The sequence below is a fragment of the Pseudomonas sp. EGD-AK9 genome, from assembly GCF_000465935.2.
Lineage (GTDB): Bacteria > Pseudomonadota > Gammaproteobacteria > Pseudomonadales > Pseudomonadaceae > Aquipseudomonas.
The window spans coordinates 1-18,756 of sequence record NZ_AVOF01000485.1 but is presented as its reverse complement, the minus strand read 5'-3'; the positions used below and the strand labels follow the sequence as shown (position 1 = coordinate 18,756).

Sequence of the window (18,756 nt, the reverse complement as noted above, 5' to 3'; positions counted from 1 at the left end):
GGCCTGGCGCTGGGCGGCGACGCCGAGTTCGCCCTGCAACTGGGCGCGGACGGCCTGCAGCTGGCGGAGCTGGGCCACAAGGCGCCGGGGCCGGTGCGGGTCGACTTCGTCGAGGGCGCCATGGCCCATCGCCGTCAGTTCGGCGGTGGCAGCGGGCAGATGATCGCCAAGGCGGTCGGCGTGCAGCCGGGCATCCGTCCGCGGGTGCTGGACGCCACTGCCGGGCTGGGGCGCGATGCCTTCGTCCTGGCCAGCCTGGGCTGCAGCATGACCCTGATCGAGCGTCAGCCGTTGATCGCCGCCCTGCTCGAGGACGGCCTGGCGCGTGCCGAGTTGAGCCTGGAGGTGGCGCCGATTGCCGCGCGCATGCGCCTGCTGACGGGCAATGCCATCGAGCTGATGCGCCAGTGGCAGGGCGAGCCGCCGCAGGTGATCTACCTCGATCCGATGTTTCCCCATCGCGACAAGAGCGCACTGGTGAAGAAGGAAATGCGCCTGTTCCGCCCGCTGGTGGGCGACGACCTGGATGCCCCGGCACTGCTGGAGGCGGCCCTGGCGCTGGCCAGCCACCGGGTGGTGGTCAAGCGCCCGCGCAAGGCGCCGGCCATCGACGGGGCGAAGCCCGGCTACGTGCTGGAGGGCAAGTCCAGCCGCTACGACATCTACCCGAAGAAGAAGCTGGAAGGGGCATAGGGCGCATCCGGTTGCTGGCGGCGCACCCCAGGAACCCGGGCTTCAGCGCCGATAGGCGCGCAGGAACAGTTCCACCGCCTCGCGCACGTGCCGCTCGGCAGCCTCGCCCTCGAGCGGGGCGCAGCAACCGATCAGCAGGCGAAAATGCGCGCCGCCCTTGACCAGGCTGAAGAACTGGTCGGCCGCGCCCAGCGGGTCGGCGATCTGCAGCAGGCCGCTGGCGTTGGCCCTGCGCAGCAGCGCCGCCATCTCCTGCAGCACGCGCTGCGGCCCGGCCTGGTAGAACATCAGCGCCAACTTGGGATCCTGACTGGCCAGGCTGACCATCATGCGGTGCAGCTCCACCGATTCGCGGCTGCTGACCAGCGCATGGAAGCCGCGGCCGATGCTCAGCAACACCGTCTCGATCGGCACGCCCGCCGGCAGCTCGAACAGCAGTTCGGGCAGCTGCTCCTCGCACTTGGCCTTCACCGCGGCGGAGAACAGCCTCTCCTTGTCGGTGAAGTGGCTGTACACCGTGAGCTTGGACACCCCGGCTTCCGCGGCGATGGCGTCCATGCTGCTGCCATCGTAGCCGTGGCGCAGGAACAGGGTTTTGGCCGCTTCGAGAATGGCCTGGCGTTTGGCGGGGTCCTTTGGGCGACCGGGACCGGCGGGCGGTAACAACTTGTTAGGCATCGGCGGATTTTAATACTGGACTGGCGAGTTTGCTATTTTTACTATACCCGCCAGTACAAATATTCAAAACCTTCGTCGTCACAGGTCATTCGCCATGTTCCGCCATGCCATGCCTCTTGTAGCGTCCCTCACCCTTGCCCTGCTGCTGTCCGCCTGCGGCAACGGCGAGCAGGTCGAGCAACCCATTCGTCCGGCCATGGTGGTGCAGCCGCAACCGGCCGGCGCCCTGGTCGACAGCTACCCCGGCGAGGTGCGCGCGCGTTTCGAGCCGGACTTGGCGTTTCGCATCGGTGGTAAGGTGGCCAAGCGCCTGGTGGACGTCGGCGCGCGGGTGAAGAAGGACCAGCCGCTGGCCGAGCTCGACCCGCAGGACGTGCGCCTGCAGCTGGAGGCCATCCGCGCCCAGGTGGCCGCCGCCGAGGCCAACCTGCAGACCGTGCGCGCCGAGCGCGATCGCTACAAGACCCTGCTGGCGCGCAACCTGGTCAGCCGCTCGCAGTACGACAACACCGAGAACCTCTACCGCGCCGGCGAAGCGCGCCTCAAGCAGATCAAGGCCGAGTACGACGTGGCCCGCAACCAGGCCGGCTACGCCGTGCTGCGCGCCTCCCAGGACGGGGTGATCGCCCGTCGCGCGGTGGAAGTGGGGCAGGTGGTGGCCGCCGGGCAGACCGTGTTCACCCTGGCCGCCGACGGCGAGCGCGAGGTGCTGATCAGCCTGCCGGAGCAGGGCTTCGAGCGCTTCCGGATCGGCCAGGCGGTCGAGGTGGAGCTGTGGTCGCAGCCGGATCAGCGTTTCCCCGGGCGCATCCGCGAGATGGCGCCGGCCGCCGATCCGCAGTCGCGTACCTTTGCCGCGCGCGTCGCCTTCACCGAGGGCAAGGTGCCGGCCGAACTGGGGCAGAGCGCGCGGGTGTTTATCGCCAGCAACGGCGAGGTGCCGCTGGCGGTGCCGCTGTCGGCGCTCAGCGCCGAGCAGGGTCAGCCCTTCGTCTGGGTGGTCGAGCCCAAGGAACACAAGGTGCAGCGCCGCCTGGTGCGCGTCGGAGCTTACGGCGACGACCGCGTGCCGGTGCTCGAAGGCCTGGCGGCGAGCGACTGGGTGGTGGCCGCCGGCGTGCAGGTGCTGCGCGAGGGCCAGCAGGTGCGCCCGGTCGACCGCGACAACCGCAACGTCGAACTGGCCGCCAAGGAGTAAGCCCGGATGAGCTTCAACCTGTCCGCCTGGGCGCTGCGCCACCGCCAGATCGTCCTCTACATCATGTTGCTGCTGGCCGTGGTCGGCGCGCTGTCCTACACCAAGCTGGGGCAGAGCGAGGACCCGCCCTTCACCTTCAAGGCCATGGTGATCCGCACCAACTGGCCGGGCGCCAGCGCCGAAGAGGTGTCGCGCCAGGTCACCGAGCGCATCGAGAAGAAGCTGATGGAGACCGGCGAGTACGACCGCATCACCAGCTTCTCGCGCCCCGGCGAGTCGCAGGTGACCTTCATGGCGCGCGATTCCATGCGCAGCTCGGAAATCCCCGAGCTGTGGTACCAGGTGCGCAAGAAGGTCGGCGACATCCGCCACACCCTGCCAGCCGGCATCCAGGGGCCGTTCTTCAACGACGAGTTCGGCACCACCTTCGGCAACATCTACGCGCTGACCGGCAACGGCTTCGACTACGCGGTGCTCAAGGACTACGCCGACCGCGTCCAGCTGCAGCTGCAGCGGGTCAAGGACGTCGGCAAGGTGGAGCTGGTCGGCCTGCAGGACGAGAAGATCTGGATCGAGCTGTCCAACACCAAGCTGGCCACCCTCGGCCTGCCGCTGGCCGCGGTGCAGCAGGCGCTGGAGGCGCAGAACGCGGTGGCCGCCGCCGGCTTCTTCGAGACCGTCAGCGACCGCATCCAGCTGCGCGTGACCGGGCGTTTCGAGTCGGTGGAGGAAATCCGCGACTTCCCCATCCGCGTCGGCGACCGCACCTTCCGCATCGGCGACGTGGCCGAGGTCAAGCGCGGCTTCAACGATCCGCCCGCGCCGCGCATGCGCTTCATGGGCGAGGACGCCATCGGCCTGGCGGTATCGATGAAGGCCGGCGGCGACATCCTGGTGCTGGGCAAGGCCTTGGAGGGCGAGTTCGCCCGCCTGCAGCAGACCCTGCCGCTGGGCATGGAGCTGCGCAAGGTGTCGGATCAGCCGGCGGCGGTGAAGACCGGGGTCGGCGAGTTCGTCCGCGTGCTGGTCGAGGCGTTGGTGATCGTGCTGCTGGTCAGCTTCTTCTCCCTCGGCCTGCGCACCGGCCTGGTGGTGGCGCTGGTGATCCCCCTGGTGCTGGCGATGACCTTCGCCAGCATGTACTACCTGGGGATCGGCCTGCACAAGATTTCCCTCGGCGCCCTGGTGCTTGGCCTCGGCCTGCTGGTGGACGACGCGATCATCGCGGTGGAGATGATGGCGATCAAGATGGAGCAGGGCTACGACCGCTTCAAGGCGGCCAGCTACGCCTGGACCAGCACCGCCTTCCCCATGCTCACCGGCACCCTGATCACCGCCGCCGGCTTCCTGCCGATCGCCACCGCGCAGTCCGGCACCGGCGAGTACACCCGCTCGATCTTCCAGGTGGTGGTGATCGCCCTGGTCGCCTCGTGGATCGCCGCGGTGATGTTCGTGCCCTACCTGGGCGACAAGCTGCTGCCCGACCTGGCCAAGCTGCACGCGGCCAAGCACGGCGGCAGCGACTCCGGCCACGATCCCTACGCGACGCCTTTCTACCGGCGCGTGCGGGCCTCGGTGGAGTGGTGCGTGCGCCGGCGCAGGACGGTGATCCTGCTGACCATAGGCCTGTTCGTCGCCGCCGTGCTGCTGTTTCGTCTCGTGCCCCAGCAGTTCTTCCCGGCCTCCGGGCGCCTGGAGCTGATGGTCGACATCAAGCTGGAGGAGGGCGCCTCGCTCGCCGCCACCGAGGCCCAGGTCAAGCGTCTGGAGGCGCTGCTCAAGACGCAGCCTGGGATCGATAACTACGTGGCCTACGTCGGCACCGGCTCGCCGCGCTTCTACCTGCCGCTGGACCAGCAACTGCCGGCGGCCAGCTTCGCCCAGTTCGTGGTGCTGGCGGGCAGCATCGAGGAGCGCGAGCGCCTGCGCAGCTGGCTGATCCAGACCATGAACGACGAATTCCCCGGCTTGCGCAGCCGCGTCAGTCGCCTGGAGAACGGCCCGCCGGTGGGTTACCCGGTGCAGTTCCGGGTCAGCGGCGAGCATATCGACGAGGTGCGTGCACTGGCGCGCCAGGTGGCGGCCAAGGTGCGCGAGAACCCCCATGTGGTCAACGTGCACCTGGATTGGGAGGAGCCGAGCAAGGTCATCTACCTCAACGTCGACCAGGAGCGCGCACGCGCCCTGGGGGTCAACACCGCCGAGCTGTCGCGCTTCCTGCAGAGCGCACTTTCAGGCACCAGCGTCAGCCAGTACCGCGAAGGCAACGAGCTGATCGAGATTCTCCTGCGCGGCACCGTGCAGGAGCGCCAGTCGCTGAGCCTGCTGCCGAGCCTGGCGGTGCCCACCGACAGCGGCCGTAGCGTGGCCCTGTCGCAGGTGGCGACCCTGGAATACGGCTTCGAGGAAGGCATCATCTGGCACCGCAATCGACTGCCCAACGTCACCGTACGCGCCGACGTGTACGGCAAGGAGCAGCCGGCCAGCCTGGTGGCGCAGATCCTGCCGACCCTGGAGCCGATCCGCGCCGAGCTGCCGGACGGCTACCTGCTGGACGTGGGCGGCACGGTGGAGGATTCGGCGCGCGGGCAGAAATCGGTGAACGCCGGGGTGCCGCTGTTCATCGTGGTGGTGCTGACCCTGCTGATGCTGCAGCTGAAAAGCTTCTCGCGCTCGGCCATGGTGTTTCTCACCGCGCCGCTGGGGCTGATCGGGGTGACCCTGTTCCTGCTGATCTTCCGCCAGCCGTTCGGCTTCGTCGCCATGCTCGGCACCATCGCCCTGGCCGGCATGATCATGCGCAACTCGGTGATCCTGGTCGACCAGATCGAGCAGGATATCGCCGCCGGCCTGGACCGCTGGCACGCCATCATCGAGGCCACGGTGCGGCGTTTCAGGCCCATAGTGCTGACCGCGCTGGCCTCGGTGCTGGCGATGATCCCGCTGTCGCGCAGTGTGTTCTTCGGGCCGATGGCGGTGGCCATCATGGGCGGCCTGGTGGTGGCCACGGCGCTCACCCTGCTGTTTTTGCCGGCGCTCTACGCCGCCTGGTTCCGGGTCAAGGAGGAGGAGGCGCGCTGAAGTTCCAGGGTGGGCGGCGCTTTCGCGGCGCCCCTCGTCGCGGCCACGACTGCATGGATGCAGGAGGTAGCGCCGCGCCCGTTCTCGAAAACGCTCCCGGCGTTTTTCCTACCTCCCCCATCCATGGGGTCGCCTACGGGCTGCGGCATTCACCACATCCCTGCGGATTGCGAGGCAGGATGCCCGAGCCGAAAGCCCCTCCCACGACCTTCTTGAGCCAGTGAACAGCAGCAATAAAAAACGGGAGCCACTGGCTCCCGTTCTTCATCTGGCCAATAGGGTTTATTCGTCCATCTGCGACTGCAGGTAGTTCTGCAGGCCGACCGCCTCGATCAGCCCCAGCTGGGTTTCCAGCCAGTCGATATGGTCCTCTTCCGAGCAGAGGATTTCTTCCATCAGTTCGCGGCTGGCGTAGTCGCCGATGCTCTCGCAGTAGGCGATACCGGCCTTGAGGTCGGCGTGGGCCTTGTGCTCGAGCTTGAGGTCGCACTCGAGCATTTCCTTGGTGTTCTCGCCGATCAGCAGCTTGCCCAGGTCCTGCACGTTGGGCAGGCCTTCGAGGAACAGGATGCGCTTGATCAGCTTGTCGGCGTGCTTCATCTCGTCGATCGACTCGTGATACTCGTGCTCGCCGAGCTTCTTCAGCCCCCAGTCCTCGTACATGCGCGCGTGCAGGAAGTACTGGTTGATGGCCACCAGCTCGTTGCCGAGGATCTTGTTCAGGTGTTGGATGACCTTCTTGTCGCCTTTCATGATCGCTCCTGCCGTGTTGCGGTGAGATTGGTAACGTCAAATCTTCTGCCCCAATTCGCCGCCTGTCAAACCTAAGTGATTGAAACATAAGTAAAAATAAAACTGAATACGAATGTTTTAATTCCGCATCAAAGTGCCAAGTCGTTGAATTGACGCGATAAAAACTTTGGCCCGGGCTCATTGGACGAATAAGCGGGCGAGTACCCCGGAACTTAAAAAAGCCCCGCGGAGCGGGGCATGGGGCACGCAGAAGTTCAGGCGGCGTGGGCCGAATGGGGTTGCAGGTACTGCTGCAGGCGGGCCTGCTGCGCCGGAGTCATGAACAGGCCGAGCTTGCTGCGGCGCCAGAGGATATCGGCGCTGCTGCGCGCCCATTCCTCGCGGCGCAGGTAATCCACCTCGCGGGCATAGAGCCCGGCGCCGAGGTGTTCGCCGAGGTCGGTGAGGTTGTGCACGCCGTCGAGCAGGCGCCAGCTGCGGCTGCCGTAGCTGGCCGCCCAGCGTCTGGCCAGGCTGGTCGGCAGCCAGCCATGGCGGGCGCAGAGCGCTTCGATCAGTGCGCTCTGGCTGTCCAGCTGCTCGCCGCCGGGCAGCGGCGCGCTGGCGGTCCAGCTCGGGCCCAGCTTGGGGAAGAACGGCGCCAGCTGGTTCATCGCGGCTTCCGCCAGCTTGCGGTAGGTGGTCAGCTTGCCGCCGAACACCGACAGCAGCGGCGCCTCGCCCGGCGCGCCGGCCAGCGCCAGGGTGTAGTCGCGGGTGATGGCCGAGGGCTCGTCCGATTCGTCGTCGCACAGCGGGCGCACGCCGGAGAAGCTGTGCAGCACGTCGGCGCGGCTCAGTTGCTGCTTGAAGTGGGCGTTGACCACCGCCAGCAGGTAGTCGGTTTCCTCGGCGCTGATGCTCACCTGCGCCGGATCGCCCCGGTACTCGCGGTCGGTGGTACCGATCAGGGTGAAGCGCTCCAGGTAGGGAATGGCGAAGACGATGCGGCGGTCCTCGTTCTGCAGGATGTAGGCCTGCTCGCCGTCGTGCAGGCGCGGCACCACGATATGGCTGCCCTGGATCAGGCGGATGCCGTAGGGCGACTGCTGCTTGAGGTCCTCGCCGATGAAGCGTGCGACCCAGGGGCCGGCGGCGTTGACCAGGGCGCGGCTGCGGATGGAGAACAGGCTGCCGTCGGCACGCTCCAGGTGGATGTGCCACAGGCCCTTGCTGCGCCGCGCGCTGATGCAGCGGGTGCGGGTGTGGATATGCGCGCCGTGCTCGCGCGCCGCCATGGCGTTGAGCACCACCAGGCGGGCGTCGTCGACCCAGCAGTCGGAGTACTCGAAGCCGCGGCCGATCTCGGCCTTGAGCGGGCTGCCGGCGCCGAAGCGCACGCCGCGCGAGCCAGGCAGCCGCTCGCGCTTGCCCAGGTGGTCGTAGAGGAACAGGCCGGCGCGGATCATCCAGGCCGGGCGCAGGTGCGGCCGGTGCGGCAGCACGAAGCGCATGGGTTTGACGATATGCGGTGCCTTGGCCAGCAGCACCTCGCGCTCGGCCAGGGCTTCGCGCACCAGGCGGAATTCGTGGTGCTCCAGGTAGCGCAGGCCGCCGTGGATCAGCTTGCTGCTGGCCGAGGAGGTGTGGCTGGCCAGGTCGTCCTGTTCGCAAAGGAACACTGCCAGGCCGCGGCCGGCCGCATCCGCGGCGATGCCCACGCCATTGATGCCGCCGCCGACCACGGCGAGGTCGTAGACTTCGGCGACAGGGCTGGCGAGAGGGTCGTGGGGCATGGCAGGGCACTCGCTATTGAATTCGAATGTGGTTATGTTCACTTTCGAAAATATGCTAGTCGAATGCGCGCAGGTACGCCAGCTCGGCGCGCGCTTTCGCGCCGAACGGTGCTGGCGCGGATTCAGACCAGGTCGAGGTGGACCTTGTGCTCGTGCAGCAGGCGGGCCACGGCGGCGGGCGGCGCGCAGTCGGTGAACACGCGGTCGACCAGGGCGATCGAGCCCAGGCGCACCACGGCGTTGCGGCCGAACTTGCTCGAATCGGCGGCGAGGAACACCTGGCGGGCGTTGTCGATGATGGCCTGGGACACGCGCACTTCCTGGTAGTCGAAATCGAGCAGGCTACCGTCCTCGTCGATGCCGCTGATGCCGACTATGGCGTAGTCCACCTTGAACTGCTGGATGAAGTCCACCGCCGCCTGGCCGACGATGCCGCCGTCGCTGCGCACCGTGCCGCCGGCCACCAGCACCTCGAAGTCGGCCTTGGCGCTGAGCTGGGCGGCGACGTGCAGGTTGTTGGTGATGATCTTCAGGCCCTGGTGACCGAGCAGCTCGCGGGCGATGGCCTCGGTGGTGGTGCCGATGTTGATGAACAGCGAGGCGTGGTCGGGGATGTGCGCGGCCACGGCCTCGGCGATGCGCTGCTTTTCCTCGCGCATCTGCCCGGCACGCATGCCGTAGGCGGTGTTGTGGATGCTCGACGCCTCGCAGGCGGCGCCGCCATGGGTGCGCCGCAGCAGGCCGTGTTCGGCCAGCTGGTTGATGTCGCGGCGGATGGTCTGCGGGGTCACGGCGAAGGCCAGGGCCAGTTCGTCGATGCTGACGTAGCCGCGTTCGCGGGCGAGGTTGAGGATGTCGTGTTGGCGAGGGGCCAGGTTCATGGCGGCTTCCTTTGGTGGCTTGCCATTATAGGCTGCCCGCGAAAAGGGATTTCGGCTAAGGTACGGCAATCTTTTCAGATTATTTTCACATTCGAACATGACTCCAGCGATCGATCTGTTGAAGAAGGCCAAGGCCGAACACCGGGTGCACAGCTACGCGCACGACCCCAAGGCACCGTCCTATGGCCTGGAGGCCGCGGAAAAGCTCGACCTGCCGCCGGCCCGGGTATTCAAGACGCTGCTCGCCGCCAGCGACAAGGGCGAGCTGCTGGTGGCAGTGGTGCCGGTGGCCGGCAGCCTCGACCTCAAGGCACTGGCCCAGGCCGCCTGCGTGAAGAAGGCCGACATGGCCGACCCGGCCGCGGCCCAGCGCGCCACCGGCTACCTGCTCGGCGGTATCAGCCCGCTGGGGCAGAAGAAACGCCTGCGCACCTTTATCGACAGTTCGGCGCGCGAGCATGCCAGCATCTTCGTCAGCGCCGGCCGCCGCGGCCTGGAGGTGGAACTGGCGGCCGAGGTGCTGGCGCAGCACACTCAGGGCAGCTTCGCCGCCATCGGTCGCGAGTGATACCGACAAGGCTCCTAGGGCTAACACCCGCATAACAACAAGGAAACGCGCATGTCCCAGTACCTGCTAGCCATCGACCAGGGCACCACCAGTTCCCGCGCCATCATCTTCAGCGCCCAGGGCCTGCCGGTGGCGCGCGCCCAGCAGGAGTTCCAGCAGTATTTCCCGCAGGACGGCTGGGTCGAGCACGACGGCCAGGAAATCTGGCTGTCCACCCTCAAGGTCTGCCGCGAGGCCATCGCCAGCAGCGGCCTGCAGCCCGATGCGATTGCCGCCATCGGCATCACCAATCAGCGCGAGACCACCCTGGTGTGGGACGCCGTCAGCGGCACGCCGATTCACCCGGCCATCGTCTGGCAGGATCGTCGCACCGCCGACTACTGCGCCGGGCTCAAGGCCGCCGGCCACGAGGCCATGGTGGCGGCCAAGACCGGCCTGCTGATCGACCCCTATTTCTCCGCCACCAAGCTGCGCTGGGTGCTCGACAACGTGCCCGGCGCGCGGGATCGGGCCGAGCGCGGCGAGTTGCGTTTCGGCACGGTGGACAGCTTCCTGCTGTGGCGCCTGAGCGGCGGTAAGGTGCACCGCACCGACGCCAGCAACGCCTCGCGCACCCTGATGTTCAATATCCACAGCCAGCAGTGGGACGCGGAGCTGCTCGACCTGTTCGACATCCCCGCCAGCCTGTTGCCCGAGGTGCTCGACTGCGCCGCCGAGTTCGGCCACACCGACGCCGAGCTGCTCGGCGCCAGCATCCCGGTGCTGGGCATGGCCGGCGACCAGCAGGCGGCGCTGATCGGCCAGGCCTGTTTCGAACCGGGTATGGTCAAGAGTACCTACGGCACCGGCTGCTTCATGATCCAGAACACCGGCAGCACGCCGGTGGTGTCGAAGAATCGCCTGTTGACCACCGTCGGCTACCGCCTGAACGGCGAGGTCACCTACGCGGTGGAGGGCAGCATCTTCGTCGCCGGCGCGGCGGTGCAGTGGCTGCGCGACGGCATCAAGCTGATCGGCCACGCGCGCGATACCGAGGCCCTGGCCGAGCAGACCGGCGATGCCTGCGGCGTCTACCTGGTGCCGGCCTTCACCGGCCTCGGCGCGCCCTACTGGGACCCCAAGGCACGTGGCGCTATCTTCGGCCTGACCCGCGACACCGGGATCAAGGAGATCGTCACCGCCGGCCTGCAGTCGGTGTGCTACCAGACCCGCGACCTGCTCGAGGCCATGCGTCAGGACGGCGCCGCGCCTCCCAGCGCGCTGCGCGTGGACGGCGGCATGGTGGAGAACAACTGGGTCATGCAGTTTCTCGCCGACATTCTCGGCGTCGGCGTCGAACGCCCCGAGGTCACCGAGACCACCGCGCTCGGCGTCGCCTACCTGGCCGGCCTGCAGCTGGGGCTGTACGCCGACCTCGAGGCCATCGCCAGCCACTGGCACCGCCAGCAGCGCTTCGAGCCGCGGATGAACGAGGCGCACCGCGAGCGCCTCTACGCCGGCTGGCTGGACGCGGTGAAACGGGTGCGCAGCGAGCCCTGAAGCACCCCAGGAACGTAGGAGCGGCTTCAGCCGCGATGCTCTCAGAGCATCTGGAAAACAGGAACTGTATCTGTTGCGGCTTACCCTGCGCAGGCATGCTGGCGGTTCTCATCTGGCCAGGAATGCAGCATGCCTCTCGAATTCCATCAAGTCGACGCCTTTACCGAGCAGCCCTTCGCCGGCAATCCGGCCATGGTCTATCGCCTCGAGGCCTGGCTCGACGAGGCGCTGATGCAGCGTATCGCCGCCGAGCACAACCTGGCCGAGACCGCCTTCGTGGTGCGCGAGGGCGAGCGCTGGCATATCCGCTGGTTCACCCCGACCAGCGAGGTGCCGCTGTGCGGCCATGCCACCCTGGCGGCGGCCTGCGTGCTGTTCGATCTGTATCAGGAGCCGGGCCAGGCGCTGGAGTTCGTCTGCCGCTCCGGGGCGCTGCGCGTCACCCGCCAGGGCCGGCTGCTGGAACTGGATTTCCCGGTGCGTCGCGCCGTGCCGGTGGAACAGGCGTTGTGGACGGCGGTGGAGCAGGCTCTGGGGCGTGCGCCGCGGCAGGTGCTGGCGCTGCGCAATGGCGACGGCAGCGTGCAGGAGCTGATGGTGGTGCTGGATTCGGAGGCCGAGGTGCGCGGCTTCGCCCCGAACCTGCCGGCGCTGGCCGAACTGCCGGGTCTCGGCGTGCTGATCAGCGCGCCCGGCGAGCGCCACGACTTCGTCTCGCGCTACTTCGCGCCGAGCATCGGCATCGACGAGGACCCGGTCACCGGCTCCACCCACTGCATCCTGGTGCCTTACTGGGCCGAGCGTCTGGGGCGAGGCGCGCTGAGCGCCTGGCAGTGCTCGGCGCGTGGCGGCGAACTGCTGTGCAGGCTGGAGGGCGAGCGGGTGAAGATCGCCGGCCATGCCCGGCATATCGCCAGTGGCCGGCTGTTTCTGTAGCCGGGCAAGTCCGCGGGGCGTTGGGGCGCAGGGCCCAGGCGGCCCCGCGACAGCCTACGGACGTTGCCGGGGTCAGTTGCTGCTGACCCGGCGCACGCCGCCCGACTCGCCCAGCGGCACATGGGCCGCCACGCTGCCCAGGGCCGGGAAGGCCACCAGGTGGTCGGCGGCGACGCGGATGCCCACCTCGTCGCCCGGCAGGTGGTCGGCGTGGCTGGGGAAGATCGACTCCAGCTGGCTGCCGGTGGCCAGTTGCAGGCGGTAGAGGGTGGCGGCGCCGAGGAAGGTCTTGCCGACGATACGTGCCGTAAGTGAACTCTGCGGGTCCGGCACTATGTCGTCGGGACGCAACAGCACGTCCACCGCGCTGCCGCTGGGCCAGGTGTAGGCGCGATTGCCGCGGATGGCGCCGAGTTCGGTCTGCACCGTGTCCGGGCCGAGCAGCTGGCCGCGGATGAAATAGCCCTGGCCGATAAAGCTGGCGACGAAGGGTGTCGACGGCTCGTGATAGAGGTTGAAGGGGGTGTCCCACTGCTCCAGGCGGCCATCCTTGAACACGCCGACATGGTCGCTGACGGCGAAGGCTTCCTCCTGGTCGTGGGTGACCAGAATGGCGCTGGTGCCGCGCGCCTTGAGAATCTCGCGCACCTCATGGCTGAGGCGCCGGCGCAGCTCGCCGTCGAGGTTGGAGAAGGGCTCGTCGAGCAGCAGCAGCTGCGGCTCCGGCGCCAGGGCGCGGGCCAGGGCGATGCGCTGCTGCTGGCCGCCGGACAGCTCGTGGGGGTAGCGCTTGGCCAGGTGGCCGAGCTTGACCAGCTCCAGCAGCTCGGCGGTGACGCGTTCGGCGCCCTCCTGCTGGCGGATGCCGAAGGCGACGTTGTCCGCCACGCTCAGGTGGGGGAACAGCGCGTAGTCCTGGAACACCATACCGATGCGGCGCTTCTCCGGCGCCAGGGTAAAGCCGGCGCGGGAAATCACCGTGCCGGCCAGTTCGATCTCGCCGTCGAGCACCGGCTCGAAGCCGGCGATGGCGCGCAGGGTGGTGGTCTTGCCGCAGCCGGAGGGGCCGAGCAGGCAGCCGATGTCGCCGGCGTTCAGATGCAGGTCCAGGTCCTGCACCACCTTGTGCGCGTGGTAGCCGCAGTTCAGCCCGCGCAGTTGCAGCAGCGGCTCGCTCATGCGTGGTGGTACGCCGGTTCGACCAGCAGTTCCAGCAGCGCCTTCTGCGCGTGCAGGCGGTTCTCCGCCTGATCCCAGGCCACCGAGCGTGGGTCGTCGAGCAGGTCCTCGCTGATCTCTTCGCCGCGGTGTGCCGGCAGGCAATGCATAAACAGCACGCCTTCGGCGGCGTGATCGAGCAGCTCGCGGCTGACCTGGTACGGCTTGAAACGCTGCAGGCGCAGCTGCGCTTCGTCTTCCTGGCCCATCGAGGCCCACACGTCGGTGCTCACCAGATGGGCGCCGGCCACCGCCTCGCGTGGGTCGCGCAGCACCTGTACGCGCTCGCCGGCCAGGGCGAGGAAGCGCGCGTCCGGCTCGTAGCCCTCGGGGCAGGCAACTTTCAGCTGGAAGTCGAACTGCATGGCCGCCTCGATATAGGAGTTGCACATGTTGTTGCCATCGCCGATCCAGGCCACGGTCTTGCCGGCGATGCTGCCGCGGTGCTCGAGGAAGGTCTGCATGTCGGCCAGCAGCTGACAGGGGTGCAGGTCGTCGGACAGGCCGTTGATCACCGGCACCCTGGACTTGGCGGCGAACTCGGTGAGGTTGCTGTGGGCGAAGGTACGGATCATCACCGCATCGAGCATGCTCGACATGACGATGGCGGCGTCGCCGATCGGCTCGCCGCGGCCCAGTTGGGTGTCGCGCGGGGAGAGGAAGATGGCCTGGCCGCCGAGCTGGATCATGCCGGCCTCGAACGACAGGCGGGTGCGGGTCGAGGCCTTCTCGAAGATCATGCCCAGCACGCGGTTCTTCAACGGCTCGAACAGCACGCCGCGATTGCGCAGGTCCTTCAGCTCGATGCCGCGGCGGATCAGCCCCACCAGTTCGTCCGGTGTGTAATCCATCATCGAGAGAAAGTGTCTGGCGCTCATCGTTAACTACCTTTTTCACTACAGGTCGCAAGCCCGCGTCGGCGACAAAAACCGGGAAAACAGCGAGGCTTGCGGCAGGAGGCCGCAGGGTGCGACGAAACAGGGGGAAGGCGCGATCTTATAAGGAAATGACGAGAAGGCGCAAATTGCCCGCCTGGCCATGACAAAGGGCTGTTTTGTAAGCCTTTTCCCAAAGCTGCGTGCGAGATGTCACAAAACTGACATCCCTGCTTGCGCCGCTCTACGACGCGCTCCTAGGATGCCGCCGCCTTTCCTAGGCAATGCATTGCCCCCGCAATGGGGTACCCATGGAATATATGTGCAAAGGAGTTTTGCATGAAACACGTAGCCTACGCCGCCGCTTTCTCCGCCCTCGCCCTGCTGACTGGCTGTGCCAGCCAGAACGTCAGCCAGCCGGCCGTTCCGCTGAACGGTACCGTCAAGACTAACCTGCAGGCCGACGTGAAAGTGGGCGAGCCCATCTCCGGTCAATCTTCGGTGAACATCCTGTTCGGTGTGTTCAAGCTGGGTGGCGATACCCAGTTCGCCGACGGCGTGACCTACGGTGGTGGCGAGGGTGGTTTCGCCCTGGGTCTCGACCCGGTGGCTTCCGCCAAGTCCGCAGCTGCCTACAAGGCAGTCAAGGCCTCGGGTGCCGACGTGATCGTCGCCCCGCGTTACGAAGTGAACGTTGAGGATTACTTCGTGTACAAGACCGTCAACGTCAGCGTGACCGGCCACAAGGGCACCGTGACCGCCATCCGTTGATTCGGATAGTCGCGACCCTGAATCGGCAGGCATGATGCCTGCCGATTCATGAGACGAACGCTGCTGGCGTCGTCCTCTTGCCCGGCCCATAGTTCGAAGTCTGCGACCCGACCGGTCGTCTCGCATCAGAACAAGAGGCCAGGCCATGACCAAGTCCCTCCATTACCGTGCATGCCACCTGTGCGAAGCCATCTGCGGCCTCGCCATCGAAACCGAAGCGCAGCCTGACGGCAGCACGCAGATCCGCTCGATCAAGGGCGACGCCCAGGACAGCTTCAGCCGCGGCCATATCTGCCCCAAGGCGGTGGCGCTGCAGGACATCCAGAACGACCCCGACCGCATCCGCCAGCCCATGCGCCGCATCGGCGAGCAGTGGCAGGCCATCGCCTGGGACGAGGCGTTCGAGCTGGTCGCCGAACGCCTCAGCGCGATCCGCGCGGAGCACGGGCAGAACGCCGTGGCCGTGTACCAGGGCAACCCCAGCGTGCACAACTACGGGCTGATGACCCACAGCAATTACTTCCTCGGCCTGCTGAAGACGCGCAACCGTTATTCGGCCACCTCGGTCGACCAGCTGCCGCACCACCTGACCAGCCACCTGATGTACGGTCACGGCCTGCTGATCCCGATTCCGGACATCGACCACACCGACTTCATGCTGATCCTCGGCGGCAACCCGCTGGCCTCCAACGGCAGCATCATGACCGTGCCGGACGTGGAGAAGCGCCTGAAGGCCATCCAGGCCCGCGGCGGCAAGCTGGTGGTGGTCGACCCGCGGCGCAGCGAGACCGCCGCCATCGCCGACCAGCACCTGTTCGTCCGCCCCGGTGGCGACGCGGCGCTGCTGCTGGGGTTGCTCAATACCCTGTTCGAGGAAGGCCTGACCCGCGCCGGCCACTTGCCGGTGGAGGGGCTGGAGTCCGTGCGCGCGGCCATTGCCGAATTTACCGCCGAGGTCATGAGCGAGCGTTGCGGCGTGCCGGCCGCAGCCATTCGCCAGCTGGCGCGGGATTTCGCCGCCGCCGACAAGGCGGTGTGCTACGGGCGCATGGGCGTCTCCACCCAGGCCTTCGGTACCCTCTGCCAGTGGCTGGTGCAACTGATCAACCTGGTCACCGGCAACCTCGACCGGGTCGGCGGCGTGCTCTGCACCACGCCTGCGGTGGACCTGGTGGCGAGCACCTCGGGCGGGCATTTCAACCGCTGGCAGAGCCGCGTGTCCGGCCTGCCGGAATACGGCGGCGAGCTGCCGGTCTCGGCTCTGGCCGAGGAGATGCTCACCCCCGGCGAGGGGCAGATCCGCGCGCTGGTCACCGTGGCCGGCAATCCGGTGCTGTCCACGCCCAACGGCCGCCAGCTGGAGCAGGCGCTGGACGGTCTGGAGTTCATGCTCTCGGTGGACTTCTACATCAACGAGACCACCCGCCATGCCGACCTGATCCTGCCGCCCACCGCGCCGCTGGAGCACGACCACTACGACACCACCTTCAACGTCTTCGCCGTGCGCAACGTCACCCGCTTCAACGAGGCGATCCTGGCCAAGCCGGACGGCGCGCTGCACGACTGGGAAATCTTCGTCGGCCTGGCCAAGGCCTTCGCTGCGCGCAACGCTCTGGAACTGAAACCGACGATGGCCCCCGAGCAGATGATCGACATGGGCCTGCGCTTCGGCCCCTATGGCGATCGCAGCGAGCGCAAGCTCAGCCTGGCTGCATTGCGCGATCATCCGCACGGGCTCGACCTGGGGCCGCTGCAGGCGAACCTGGCAGAGCGGCTAAAGACCGCATCGAAAGCCATCGAGGCCGCCCCCGAACTGCTGCTGGGCGATCTCGCGCGCTTCGCCGCGCAGCTACCGCCAGCGGCGGACCAGCTGCTGCTGATCGGCCGCCGCCACGTGCGCAGCAACAATTCCTGGATGCACAACTACCACCGCCTGGTGAAGGGCAAGCCGCGTCATCAGTTGCTGATGAATCCGGTGGATCTGGCCAGTCGTGGTTTGGCCGATGGCCAGCGCGTGCGGGTGCGCTCACGGGTCGGCAGCATCGAGGTGGAGGTAGCCGCCAGCGACGAGATGATGGCCGGCGTGGTCAGCCTGCCGCATGGCTGGGGCCATGCCCGCCCCGGCGTGCAGATGGCGATTGCCCGCGAGCAGCCGGGCGCCAGCGCCAACGACCTGACCGACGAACGCCAGCTCGATGCGCTGTCCGGCAACGCCGCGCTCAATGGCGTGCCGGTGGAGGTGGTGGCCGCGTAGCCCGGATGCCGTGGCAAGGCCGAGCATTGCGCTCGGCTTTTCGCTACAATCGCGCCACCGTGCCGACCGAGGGGTCGGGAAGTCTACGCTGAGGTGCCCCATGGATATCATCGAAACCATCAAAGAGCAGATCGCCAACAACACCGTTCTGCTGTACATGAAAGGCTCGCCCAACGCGCCGCAGTGCGGCTTCTCCGCCCGCGCCGCGCAGGTAGTGATGGGCTGCGGCGAGAAGTTCGCCTACGTCGACATCCTGCAGAATCCGGAAATTCGCGCCAACCTGCCGAAGTACGCCAACTGGCCGACCTTCCCGCAGCTGTGGGTGGCCGGCGAGCTGGTCGGCGGCAGCGACATCCTCACCGAGATGTACGAGAAGGGCGAGCTGCAGACCCTGATCAAGGATGCCGTGAGCAAGGCCGGCGCCTGATCGCTGCGCTTGCAAACGAAAGAACCCGCCTCGGCGGGTTCTTTGCTTTTGGGCTCCGGCTGGGCTGTGGCTACTTCTTCAGCCACTGCCCGTTCAACTGGATGAACTGCCCCTGGGGCGTGCGGTCGATGGCCTTCTTGCCGGCGATGGCTTCCACGTCGGAGAGGGCGATGCCGTTGTCTTTGGCCACCTTCTGGTACTCGGCGCGGCGCGCCTGGTTGATCAGGCGGGCGATCTCCTCGGCCTGGCCGTCCGGCTTGACCACGCCGAGGTAGCCGTTGGGCTGCTCGCCCAGCTGGCCGCTGGCCTTGGCGGCGCCGAGGGCGCTCATGGCCTGGTTGAGGTTCAGCGCATAGGCCGGCAGGCTCAGACAGAGCGCCAGCAGCAGGGTCGAAATATGGCGAATCATCGGGCTTCTCCTTAGAACAGGCCGCTGTCTTCGTTGAAAACGTTGTCCAGGGCCTTGTCCACCTTGATGTAGATCTCGTGTTCGACCTTGACGTTGAGGTTGATATTGATCGGCTCGTTGGGCATGGCCAGTTGTACCGTCGGGGTACAGGCCAGGCACAGCAGGCCCAGGCTCAGGACTGCGAGGAAGCGGCACAGGCGCATGGCGCTACTCCTTGGTTTCTTGGGGGACACGCTGGCGCATCCGTTGCTGGATCCGTTGCTGGATGATCTCGCTCACCTTGGCGGTCAGTTGCAGGCTGGCCATCAGGGTGGGGATGTCCTCTTCCAGGTTGATGTTGAAGTGGATCGGCCGGCCCTGCTCGATGGCCGGGTTGCGTCCCTGCAGGCGCATACCCAGCCTGAGTGTGCCGGACTGATCATAGTCGAGGCTACTGCCGAGCAGGTCGTAGTGGAAGTCTTCCAGGGCGTCGGTGACCAGTTTCATCCCCGGGTTGGCCTGGCCCATGGCGCGGATGCGCGGTGAGTGAAAGCGCAGGCGGCCGCCCGGTGCGCGCGCCTCGATCAGGCCCTGCTCGACGCTGGGGCCGCCGGCGCCCAGGCGCAGGGGGATCAGGCCGTCGAGCAGGCCGCTGCCTTCCAGGCCCTCGGCCGGGTAGACGCGAAACAGCTGCTGCAGGTCCAGACCGCTCAGGCGCAGC

At 67.3% G+C, this 18,756-nt stretch carries 18 protein-coding genes; 9 read left to right on the top strand and 9 right to left on the bottom strand.

Features of this window, described 5'->3' with window-relative positions:
- Window positions 1-693: class I SAM-dependent methyltransferase (locus tag N878_RS19290; protein WP_021445204.1), on the top strand; the 693-nt coding region annotated here is incomplete at its 5' end.
- Window positions 694-735: 42 nt separating this feature from the next.
- Here the strand turns inward: N878_RS19290 and N878_RS19285 are convergent.
- Window positions 736-1,371 carry a TetR/AcrR family transcriptional regulator gene (locus N878_RS19285; RefSeq protein WP_021445203.1) on the bottom strand — a complete coding sequence of 212 codons (636 nt, stop codon included), beginning with the start codon at window positions 1,369-1,371 and terminating at the stop codon, window positions 736-738.
- A gap of 94 nt (window positions 1,372-1,465) precedes the next feature.
- Here N878_RS19285 and N878_RS19280 point away from each other — a divergent pair, with 94 nt between their 5' ends.
- Window positions 1,466-2,569, top strand: a complete 1,104-nt coding sequence (locus N878_RS19280) for an efflux RND transporter periplasmic adaptor subunit (RefSeq protein ID WP_021445202.1) — start codon at window positions 1,466-1,468, stop codon at window positions 2,567-2,569.
- Between the two features lie 6 nt (window positions 2,570-2,575).
- Window positions 2,576-5,650, top strand: a complete 3,075-nt coding sequence (locus N878_RS19275) for an efflux RND transporter permease subunit (RefSeq protein WP_021445201.1) — start codon at window positions 2,576-2,578, stop codon at window positions 5,648-5,650.
- Window positions 5,651-5,932: 282 nt separating this feature from the next.
- Here N878_RS19275 and bfr read toward each other — a convergent pair whose 3' ends face one another.
- From bfr to N878_RS19260, 3 genes are all read right to left on the bottom strand, one after another.
- Complete coding sequence (gene bfr / locus N878_RS19270; RefSeq protein ID WP_021445200.1) at window positions 5,933-6,403, bottom strand: bacterioferritin; 471 nt, start codon at window positions 6,401-6,403, stop codon at window positions 5,933-5,935.
- Between the two features lie 254 nt (window positions 6,404-6,657).
- Window positions 6,658-8,178, bottom strand: coding sequence for a glycerol-3-phosphate dehydrogenase (gene glpD / locus N878_RS19265; protein ID WP_021445199.1), 1,521 nt, complete (start codon window positions 8,176-8,178; stop codon window positions 6,658-6,660).
- Window positions 8,179-8,300: 122 nt separating this feature from the next.
- Window positions 8,301-9,059 carry a DeoR/GlpR family DNA-binding transcription regulator gene (locus N878_RS19260; RefSeq protein ID WP_021445198.1) on the bottom strand — a complete coding sequence of 253 codons (759 nt, stop codon included), beginning with the start codon at window positions 9,057-9,059 and terminating at the stop codon, window positions 8,301-8,303.
- A gap of 97 nt (window positions 9,060-9,156) precedes the next feature.
- On the opposite strand from N878_RS19260, the gene ybaK reads away from it, so the two are divergent.
- The 3 genes from ybaK (at window position 9,157) to N878_RS19245 (ending at window position 12,102) form a co-directional block, all read left to right on the top strand.
- A complete protein-coding gene (gene ybaK, locus N878_RS19255) occupies window positions 9,157-9,627 on the top strand; it encodes a Cys-tRNA(Pro) deacylase (protein WP_031303518.1) in 471 nt (156 codons plus the stop codon).
- A 51-nt stretch (window positions 9,628-9,678) separates the two neighbouring features.
- Window positions 9,679-11,166 (top strand): glycerol kinase GlpK, encoded by a 1,488-nt coding sequence (glpK, locus tag N878_RS19250; RefSeq protein ID WP_021445196.1) that lies wholly within the window; start codon window positions 9,679-9,681, stop codon window positions 11,164-11,166.
- Between the two features lie 129 nt (window positions 11,167-11,295).
- Window positions 11,296-12,102, top strand: coding sequence for a PhzF family phenazine biosynthesis protein (locus N878_RS19245; protein WP_021445195.1), 807 nt, complete (start codon window positions 11,296-11,298; stop codon window positions 12,100-12,102).
- Between the two features lie 72 nt (window positions 12,103-12,174).
- Here N878_RS19245 and N878_RS19240 read toward each other — a convergent pair whose 3' ends face one another.
- A complete protein-coding gene (locus tag N878_RS19240; RefSeq protein WP_021445194.1) occupies window positions 12,175-13,281 on the bottom strand; it encodes an ABC transporter ATP-binding protein in 1,107 nt (368 codons plus the stop codon).
- Entirely contained in the window at window positions 13,278-14,198 is a 921-nt protein-coding gene (gene argF, locus N878_RS19235) for an ornithine carbamoyltransferase (RefSeq protein WP_031303516.1), read from the bottom strand. The genes N878_RS19240 and argF overlap by 4 nt, the downstream gene beginning before the upstream one ends.
- Before the next feature lie 336 nt (window positions 14,199-14,534).
- On the opposite strand from argF, the gene N878_RS19230 reads away from it, so the two are divergent.
- The 3 genes from N878_RS19230 (at window position 14,535) to grxD (ending at window position 17,647) form a co-directional block, all read left to right on the top strand.
- Entirely contained in the window at window positions 14,535-14,966 is a 432-nt protein-coding gene (locus N878_RS19230; RefSeq protein WP_021445192.1) for a hypothetical protein, read from the top strand.
- A gap of 145 nt (window positions 14,967-15,111) precedes the next feature.
- Entirely contained in the window at window positions 15,112-17,220 is a 2,109-nt protein-coding gene (locus tag N878_RS19225; RefSeq protein ID WP_021445191.1) for a molybdopterin oxidoreductase family protein, read from the top strand.
- Window positions 17,221-17,320: 100 nt separating this feature from the next.
- Window positions 17,321-17,647 carry a Grx4 family monothiol glutaredoxin gene (gene grxD, locus N878_RS19220; protein WP_003246056.1) on the top strand — a complete coding sequence of 109 codons (327 nt, stop codon included), beginning with the start codon at window positions 17,321-17,323 and terminating at the stop codon, window positions 17,645-17,647.
- Window positions 17,648-17,717: 70 nt separating this feature from the next.
- Here grxD and N878_RS19215 read toward each other — a convergent pair whose 3' ends face one another.
- The 3 genes from N878_RS19215 to N878_RS19205 form a co-directional block, all read right to left on the bottom strand.
- Window positions 17,718-18,056: a YdbL family protein gene (locus N878_RS19215; protein WP_021445190.1), complete on the bottom strand. Its 339-nt coding sequence runs from the start codon at window positions 18,054-18,056 to the stop codon at window positions 17,718-17,720.
- 11 nt (window positions 18,057-18,067) lie between these two features.
- Window positions 18,068-18,259: a YnbE family lipoprotein gene (locus tag N878_RS19210; RefSeq protein ID WP_021445189.1), complete on the bottom strand. Its 192-nt coding sequence runs from the start codon at window positions 18,257-18,259 to the stop codon at window positions 18,068-18,070.
- 4 nt (window positions 18,260-18,263) lie between these two features.
- On the bottom strand, window positions 18,264-18,756 hold a 493-nt coding region (locus N878_RS19205), incomplete at its 5' end, for a YdbH domain-containing protein (protein WP_031303515.1).

What these genes read in the sequence shown, in the direction of transcription:
- N878_RS19285 (WP_021445203.1), bottom strand. Translation starts at nt 1,371, where the DNA reads ATGCCTAACAAGTTGTTACCGCCCGCCGGTCCCGGTCGCCCAAAGGAC.
- N878_RS19280 (WP_021445202.1), top strand. Translation starts at nt 1,466, where the DNA reads ATGTTCCGCCATGCCATGCCTCTTGTAGCGTCCCTCACCCTTGCCCTG.
- N878_RS19275 (WP_021445201.1), top strand. Translation starts at nt 2,576, where the DNA reads ATGAGCTTCAACCTGTCCGCCTGGGCGCTGCGCCACCGCCAGATCGTC.
- bfr (WP_021445200.1), bottom strand. Translation starts at nt 6,403, where the DNA reads ATGAAAGGCGACAAGAAGGTCATCCAACACCTGAACAAGATCCTCGGC.
- glpD (WP_021445199.1), bottom strand. Translation starts at nt 8,178, where the DNA reads ATGCCCCACGACCCTCTCGCCAGCCCTGTCGCCGAAGTCTACGACCTC.
- N878_RS19260 (WP_021445198.1), bottom strand. Translation starts at nt 9,059, where the DNA reads ATGAACCTGGCCCCTCGCCAACACGACATCCTCAACCTCGCCCGCGAA.
- ybaK (WP_031303518.1), top strand. Translation starts at nt 9,157, where the DNA reads ATGACTCCAGCGATCGATCTGTTGAAGAAGGCCAAGGCCGAACACCGG.
- glpK (WP_021445196.1), top strand. Translation starts at nt 9,679, where the DNA reads ATGTCCCAGTACCTGCTAGCCATCGACCAGGGCACCACCAGTTCCCGC.
- N878_RS19245 (WP_021445195.1), top strand. Translation starts at nt 11,296, where the DNA reads ATGCCTCTCGAATTCCATCAAGTCGACGCCTTTACCGAGCAGCCCTTC.
- N878_RS19240 (WP_021445194.1), bottom strand. Translation starts at nt 13,281, where the DNA reads ATGAGCGAGCCGCTGCTGCAACTGCGCGGGCTGAACTGCGGCTACCAC.
- argF (WP_031303516.1), bottom strand. Translation starts at nt 14,198, where the DNA reads ATGAGCGCCAGACACTTTCTCTCGATGATGGATTACACACCGGACGAA.
- N878_RS19230 (WP_021445192.1), top strand. Translation starts at nt 14,535, where the DNA reads ATGAAACACGTAGCCTACGCCGCCGCTTTCTCCGCCCTCGCCCTGCTG.
- N878_RS19225 (WP_021445191.1), top strand. Translation starts at nt 15,112, where the DNA reads ATGACCAAGTCCCTCCATTACCGTGCATGCCACCTGTGCGAAGCCATC.
- grxD (WP_003246056.1), top strand. Translation starts at nt 17,321, where the DNA reads ATGGATATCATCGAAACCATCAAAGAGCAGATCGCCAACAACACCGTT.
- N878_RS19215 (WP_021445190.1), bottom strand. Translation starts at nt 18,056, where the DNA reads ATGATTCGCCATATTTCGACCCTGCTGCTGGCGCTCTGTCTGAGCCTG.
- N878_RS19210 (WP_021445189.1), bottom strand. Translation starts at nt 18,259, where the DNA reads ATGCGCCTGTGCCGCTTCCTCGCAGTCCTGAGCCTGGGCCTGCTGTGC.